Source organism: Sulfurihydrogenibium sp., from assembly GCF_027448985.1.
Classification (GTDB): Bacteria; Aquificota; Aquificia; order Aquificales; family Hydrogenothermaceae; genus Sulfurihydrogenibium.
On the sequence record NZ_DAIDMN010000077.1, the window covers coordinates 1 to 6,723 of the forward strand.

The window sequence follows — 6,723 nt, forward strand, 5'->3', positions numbered from 1 at the left end:
CCTCCAGTGGTAGTTTTACTTTATGATACCACTGGAGGTTTTTTATTTCATCTTTTTTTCGAATTGGAAATTAGGGTAGTATTTTTAAATAAATCATAAGTTAAAGGTCTTGGTGGAACAAATCCGCTTTGTTTAACTACTATTCCTTCCGCTTCGGCAACTCCTATCCATATAGGGTATATGTCGTTAGGATTGTTTACATCTGCTAATAAAACTATAGGACTTCCAGTTATTGAATCTATTGCTATTGATTTTACACTTACTTCTATCATCATTATCACCTCTTTTATAAAATGATTTAATATTAATATACTAAAATTTAAAAATTTTTCAATAATGTTAAAATATTGTTATGGAAATCGTATATAAAAAGGTTTTAGAACCTCAGCCAGCGATATACGGAGATTTTAAGTTTAAATGTAAAAAGATAAACGATTTTTTAATAAAAAACAACATTAAACTCTACTCTCATCAAACAGAAGCTATTGCAGAAGTGTTAGAAGGTAAAGATGTAGTGATAACTACTCCAACTGCATCTGGAAAATCTATGATATACACACTCTCAATTTTGGAAGAGGTTTGTAAGAATCCAAATACAAGAACTATCTTAATATTTCCTTTAGTTGCTTTGGCAAGAGACCAAGAGACAAAAATAAGAAACTTGATACAAAAATCCTCACTGAAAGCTACCGTAAACAGTTATTACGGAGATACAGAACAAAATGAAAGATACAGAATTAGAAAAAAACCTCCAAATTTTCTAATAACTACTCCGGATATGTTAAGCAAAGGAATTTTACCTTTTCACTATTATTGGGAAGAACTGTTTAGAAATTTAAAGTTCGTGGTTATTGATGAACTTCATTCTTACAAAGGTGTTTTAGGTTCACATGTTAGTAATGTTGTAAGAAGGTTAAACCGTATAACCGTTTTTTATAGAGGAGAAAATCCTCAATATATATGCAACTCTGCTACAATTAGAAATCCAAAAGGTTTTACTGAAAAGTTCATAGGAAAAGAGTTTGTAGAAATATCAAAATCTGGAGCACCTTCTCCAAAAAAGTACATTTACATATCAAAACCAACTTCCAACGAAAATCTTATAAATTTAATTGAAAAACATATAAAAGACAGCATACCTACAATAGTTTTTATAGACAGTCGTAAAGATGTAGAACTACTTTATAAAAGTATAAAGATAAACTTCTTAAAAAAAGGAGAAGAAAACTTAGCATTAAAAGTAAGTCCTTACAGGTCTGGATACAAATCAAAAGAAAGAGAAGAGATTGAAAGGAAAATGGCTAACGGTGAAATAAAAGTGGTTATATCAACCAGTGCGTTGGAAATGGGAATAGATATAGGAAATGTAGATAGTGTTATTGTCAAAGGTTTTCCCGGAACGTTAGCTTCTTTGTGGCAAAGATTTGGAAGGTCCGGCAGAAGGGACAAAGATTCTATCAACTATTACATTGCAAAAAATGATGCGTTAGACCAGTACTATGTAAAAAATCCGGAAGAACTTTTTAGTAGGTCTATGGAAGAACCTGTTATAAATCCGGATAATAAATACATTTTGAAAAAACACCTTCTTGTAGCTGCGAAAGAGATTCCATTAGAACTGAAAAATTTAACTTCCGTAGAAAAAGCCATAGTAAAAGAACTATTAGAAGAGGATATGTTAATATTCAAAAATGGGAAATTTTATATAAAAAGCTCGAAAGTAAAAACCGATTTTGATATAAGGACATCTGGGGATTCTTATAAAATAATCCATATAAAAACAGGGAATGAGATAGGAAAATTAAGTCAAGAGTACGCATTCTACGAAGCTTTTGAAAATGCAATATACTTACATAACGGAGAAACCTACAAAGTCTTAAAAAAAGATGAAAAAGATAAAGTTATATACGTAGAAGAAAGTCAGGTTGATTACTACACAACGCCTATTCTACAAACTGAGATAGATATAATCAATGTAGAAAAACAAAGAACCAACAAGGATATAAACATTTACTATGGAGAGATAAATGTAAAATCTTACATAATAGGGTATTCCAAAATAAACATTGAAGATAACAAAAAAACTCAAGATATCTCCTTTGAAAATTTTTTAGAAAGAAACTTTATAACAAAAGGAGTTTGGTTTACAGTTCCGGATTATTACGAAAACCTTATAATAGAAAAAGCCAAAGAAAGAAAGTTAAACTCGTTTTTAAAGCTAATTGAAAAAGTTTTAGATAAAAACTACTACGACCTTATCTTACACTTAGTGAAAAACTCTAAAAATCCAATAAAAACCGTTTTAGAAATAGTAGAATCAGATGGTTTTAACTTTAAGCTAAACAATACAAAAAGTGCTTCTCTTGAGAAAAAACAGCTTGAAGATTCAATAACAACGCTAAAAAATGATAAAAGTATATTTATAGGAAGTCTCCACGGAATGGAACACGGAATGATTGGTATCTACTCTATTTTTGCAATGAACGATAGGTGGGATATAGGTGGAATGTCTACCAATTTTCATGACCAAACAGAAAAGGCTACAGTTTTTATATACGATGGTTTTGAGGGTGGAATAGGGTATGCTGAGGTTGGCTTTGAAAGATTGGAAGATATTTTAATGGCAACTTATAAGAATATTAAAAACTGTAAATGTTTTACAGGTTGTCCTTCTTGTATTCTTTCTCCAAAATGTGGTAATGCAAACGAGCATTTGGATAAAATAGGAACTGAAGTTCTTTTAGAGTTAATCACAGCTTAATTTAAAAACGTTTTCTAAAACCATCTCTGGTGTTATTTTTTTCATACATTCGTGGGTTTTTATAGGACAGGTTTTATGTCCGTGAAGTCCACAAGGGCGACATTTTAAACCTTCTATCTCTACCACAACTCCGTTTTTGTAAGGGTAAAATCCAAACTCTTTAACAGTAGGACCGTATATGTCAACCACCGGAACATCAAAACATACAGCCATATGAACAGGTGCAGAATCGTTTGATATAAGGAGTTTAGAATTTTTTACGATTGAAAAGGTCTGTCTTAAGGTTGTTTTTCCAACAAGATTTATAGGTTTTTTTAAAGTTTTAGACAGTATCTGATTTACAAAATCTTCATCTTCCTTTGAACCAATTAAAACGACTTTTTCCCTTTTTTCAATCAAAACATCTATAACCTTTGCAAATCCGGATGAAGTCCATCTCTTTGTATCCCATTTTGAACCGGGAGCCACTGTTATGTAGGATTTTGATTTTAAATCAAAACTTTTGTAGAATTCTTCCTCTTCTTGGGAAAGGTACAGTTTTGGATTTTTTTCTATCAAATCCGGATTAAATCCGGATAACTTTTCCAAAAGCTTTAAATTCCTTTCTATTTCGTGGGTACCATCAAACCTATGGGAAACAAGGTCTGTATATAAAAAGGAAAATCCGGATTTGTCAAAACCTATTCTTTTAGGTATTCCAGATAAAAAAAGTATGTAGGAAGCTCTGTGGGACCTGTGGGGAGAAATTGCTACATCATACCTTTCTTTTCGCAAAGTTTTTATCAAAGAAACTGTTGAATCCTTACTTTTATCAAATGTTATAAGTCTATCTACAAATGGGTTATTTTTTAAAACATCTTTTCCAAAAGGCTTGGAAATGACCGTTAAAAAACTATCCGGATATATCTTTTTTAGGGATTGTATTAAAGGAGTTGTAAGAATCAAATCTCCTAAAAAAGCGGTTTGATAAAGTAAAATTCTCACCTTTCAGTGAATCTTCCCATAGAATAAAACTTTTTCTGTCGCATTTCTACCAGTTTATCCGGATTTATGTTTTCTATCTGCTTTAACGAGTTTCTCAAAGCTCTTCTAAGTAATCTGTACATTTTTTTAGGTTGAAGGTGAGCTCCTCCAAGGGGCTCTCTAACTATACAATCTATCACTCCAAGCTCTAAAAGGTCTTTTGCTGTGATTTTAAGGTTCTCTGCTGCTATGGGTGCTGATTCAGCAGATTTGTATAAAATAGCAGCACATCCTTCCGGAGATATAACTGAGTAAATGGCATTTTCAAGCATAAGTATCCTGTCTGCTACTCCCAAAGCCAATGCTCCTCCACTGCCACCTTCTCCTATAACTGTAGCAATTATCGGAGTTTTCAAACTTCCCATTACCATAAGACTTTCGGCTATAGCCTGAGATTGACCTCTTTCTTCTGCTCCAATTCCCGGATAAGCTCCGGGCGTATCTATAAATGTAAAAATTGGTCTTTTGAATTTTTCTGCAAGTTTCATTACTCTTATGGCTTTTCTGTACCCTTCCGGATGAGGCATTCCAAAGTTTCTTTCTATCTTTTCTTTTGTATCCCTTCCCTTTTCATGCCCTATAACACAAACAGGTCTTCCTTCAAAGTTAGCAAATCCGGCTACTATTGCTTTATCATCAGCGAATCTTCTGTCTCCATGAAGTTCTATAAAATCGGTAAAGATGTTTTTGATGTAATCTATAGTGTGAGGTCTTTTTGAATGTCTTGCAAGCTGAACTCTATCCCATGCAGTCAAAGACTCCATCTTTTTCTTAGATAACTTTTTAAACTTCCTTCTGGCAGATGCAAGTTCGTTTATTAGCTCATGCTCACCTTTTTTTACCTTCTCTCTAAGTACTTCTATCTGGTCCAACAAATCTTGAATCTCTTTTTCTAAGTCCATATTTTTCCCTTAGTGAGCATTATTTAAAACCAAATAAATGTAAGTTAGAAAGAATACTATACCCACAGAAAACCCGTAAGCAAAGTACTTTCTGTTTATGTAAGATGCTATCAGTACCAAGAAAGCAGAGACGATTGCAAATATTCCGGATACAAGTGCCAAACCTGTAATATTCCAATCTGTAAAAACTATTCCAAAACTAACAGGAATTGTACTTTGAAACACCATAGCCCCTGCAACATTACCTACAGCCAAGGTATCCTTTTTCCTCCATACCCATGTTTTCTCTCTTGTTATAATGGTATTGGGAGCTCACATCTTTGTTCATGGAATAGAAAAGATAAGCTTACTTCTTGGTTTAAACCCTCTTATATTCTCTCTTTTAATAGCACCGATTGCGACAGAACTACCGGAAAAAATAAACAGTATAACATGGGTATGGGTTTTTTGGAGCAAAAAATAGATGCTCCGTTGCTTCCATATCTTCACTTTCACCTTTAAGTGTTTGAAAAACGTATACCACGTACAGAATCACCAAAAATACTGCAGTTAAAACACGGACAAAGTAGCTTTCAAAAGGTACAACAAAAAGGGCTATAGAGTAAGCAAAAAGGAAAAACGTCAAATCTCTCCTTAGTCCCGTTGTTTCGGTATGAAGTGTAATACCCCTTTTCTTTAAAAGATGACCGATAATAACTGTCAACCCAATCAAAGGAAACGCAAGAGTGGCAAGCATAAACGGTGCCCCAAGAATAGCACCCACACCTATATCATGACCTTTATTACCGGCAAAGAATATCACAGCTATGATAGGTATCAAGGTTTCAGGAAGAGCTGTCCCAACAGCAGCTAATACGCTTCCTGTAAAGTTTTTTGATACAGCAAGTCTATGACCAAGGGTTTCTATTCCGTTTGTGAAAAGTTCAGCTGCTACTAAAACAAATATAATTCCTAAAATTAAAGACAGTATATCAATCATCATTTACCTTCTTTCTCCATTAATTTTTTTCTTAGTATTTCACCTAAGGTTCCAAGACCTTCTCCTTGTGGTTCTTTTTTCTCCTCCTTCTGTGATAACTTTTCTAAAAGTTTTTTCTTAGCTTCCTCTTGGGCTTTCTTTTTTTCTTCTTCTTTCTTTCTTTTCTCTTCTTCTTGTGCTTTTCTTTCTTGGTCTAATATTAGTTGTTTTATACTTAGTGTTATTTTCTTATTTTGAGGGTCTATCTTTATAATCTTTGCTTCAACTTCTTGATGGAGAGATAGTACATCACTTGGTATGTTTATCCTTTCTTTTGCTATTTCCGATACTGGTATAAAACCTTCTATATCATCTGTAATGTCAACAAAGGCTCCCTTTTCTATTAATTTTTTTACTTTAGCTTTTACAACATCTCCAACCTTGTAATCAGATGTAAACTTGTTAAAAGCATCTTCAAGAAGTTGCTTTGTACCAAGTAGTACTTTATCCTCTTCTGCTCCTAAAACTTTAAACTTGTATGTTTTTCCTTCTTTGAACAAAGATGAGATTGATTTAACAGAAGTATTATCTGTTGCATCTTGTAGTTTTATAATTCCTTCTATATCTCCAAGGTCTATAAATGCGACTTTTTGTTTTACATCTTTTACTTTTGCTTGGATTACGCTACCGACTGGATTTTCTTTCAAAAACTTCTCAACTGGATTTTCCTGAGTTTGTTTAATGCTAAGTTTTATCTTACTTTTTTCTTTATCTATTTCAAAAATTTTTGCTTTGATTGTATCTCCAACTTTTATGCTTTTTTTAGTGTTTCTGTAATCAAAATGGGATATTTCAGAATTAGGAATAAATCCTTCTATGCCGTTGATATCAACAACCAATCCTCCTTTATTTATTTCTTTTACTTTTGCATCTACTACATCTCCAACGTTTTTATCAAAGTTTTCAAAAGGATTCTTTTCAAGAAGTTTTAAGGATAAGATAGGTTTTTTGGAGCAAAAAATAGATGCTCCGTTGCTTCCATATCTTCACTTTCACCTTTAAGTGTTTGAAAAACGTAT

General features: G+C 32.8%; 8 protein-coding genes. 2 read left to right on the forward strand and 6 right to left on the reverse strand.

The window, feature by feature from the left end; all coding sequences use genetic code 11:
- Positions 1-47 precede the first annotated feature (47 nt).
- Entirely contained in the window at positions 48-275 is a 228-nt protein-coding gene (locus NE054_RS06630) for a bifunctional nuclease domain-containing protein (protein ID WP_297890001.1), read from the reverse strand.
- 77 nt (positions 276-352) lie between these two features.
- Between NE054_RS06630 and NE054_RS06635 the strand changes: the two genes are divergently transcribed.
- The gene (locus NE054_RS06635; RefSeq protein WP_297890002.1) at positions 353-2,761 is read left to right on the forward strand and encodes a DEAD/DEAH box helicase; all 2,409 of its coding nucleotides are present in this window, start codon (positions 353-355) and stop codon (positions 2,759-2,761) included.
- Here the strand turns inward: NE054_RS06635 and waaF are convergent.
- From waaF to NE054_RS06650, 3 genes are read right to left on the reverse strand one after another with little or no spacing between them, the layout of a single operon-like run.
- On the reverse strand, positions 2,747-3,745 hold the full coding sequence (waaF, locus tag NE054_RS06640; protein WP_297890003.1) for a lipopolysaccharide heptosyltransferase II: 999 nt from the start codon (positions 3,743-3,745) through the stop codon (positions 2,747-2,749). The genes NE054_RS06635 and waaF overlap by 15 nt on opposite strands.
- A complete protein-coding gene (locus NE054_RS06645; protein WP_297890004.1) occupies positions 3,742-4,686 on the reverse strand; it encodes an acetyl-CoA carboxylase carboxyltransferase subunit alpha in 945 nt (314 codons plus the stop codon). The genes waaF and NE054_RS06645 overlap by 4 nt, the downstream gene beginning before the upstream one ends.
- A 9-nt stretch (positions 4,687-4,695) precedes the next feature.
- A complete protein-coding gene (locus tag NE054_RS06650) occupies positions 4,696-4,941 on the reverse strand; it encodes a hypothetical protein (RefSeq protein WP_297890005.1) in 246 nt (81 codons plus the stop codon).
- A gap of 43 nt (positions 4,942-4,984) precedes the next feature.
- On the opposite strand from NE054_RS06650, the gene NE054_RS06655 reads away from it, so the two are divergent.
- Entirely contained in the window at positions 4,985-5,149 is a 165-nt protein-coding gene (locus tag NE054_RS06655) for a hypothetical protein (protein WP_297890007.1), read from the forward strand.
- Here the strand turns inward: NE054_RS06655 and NE054_RS06660 are convergent.
- Positions 5,093-5,665 (reverse strand): hypothetical protein, encoded by a 573-nt coding sequence (locus NE054_RS06660; protein WP_297890009.1) that lies wholly within the window; start codon positions 5,663-5,665, stop codon positions 5,093-5,095. The genes NE054_RS06655 and NE054_RS06660 overlap by 57 nt on opposite strands.
- Positions 5,665-6,666, reverse strand: a complete 1,002-nt coding sequence (locus tag NE054_RS06665; protein ID WP_345780603.1) for a S1 RNA-binding domain-containing protein — start codon at positions 6,664-6,666, stop codon at positions 5,665-5,667. Before NE054_RS06665 ends, NE054_RS06660 begins: the two co-directional genes overlap by 1 nt.
- Positions 6,667-6,723: the final 57 nt, after the last annotated feature.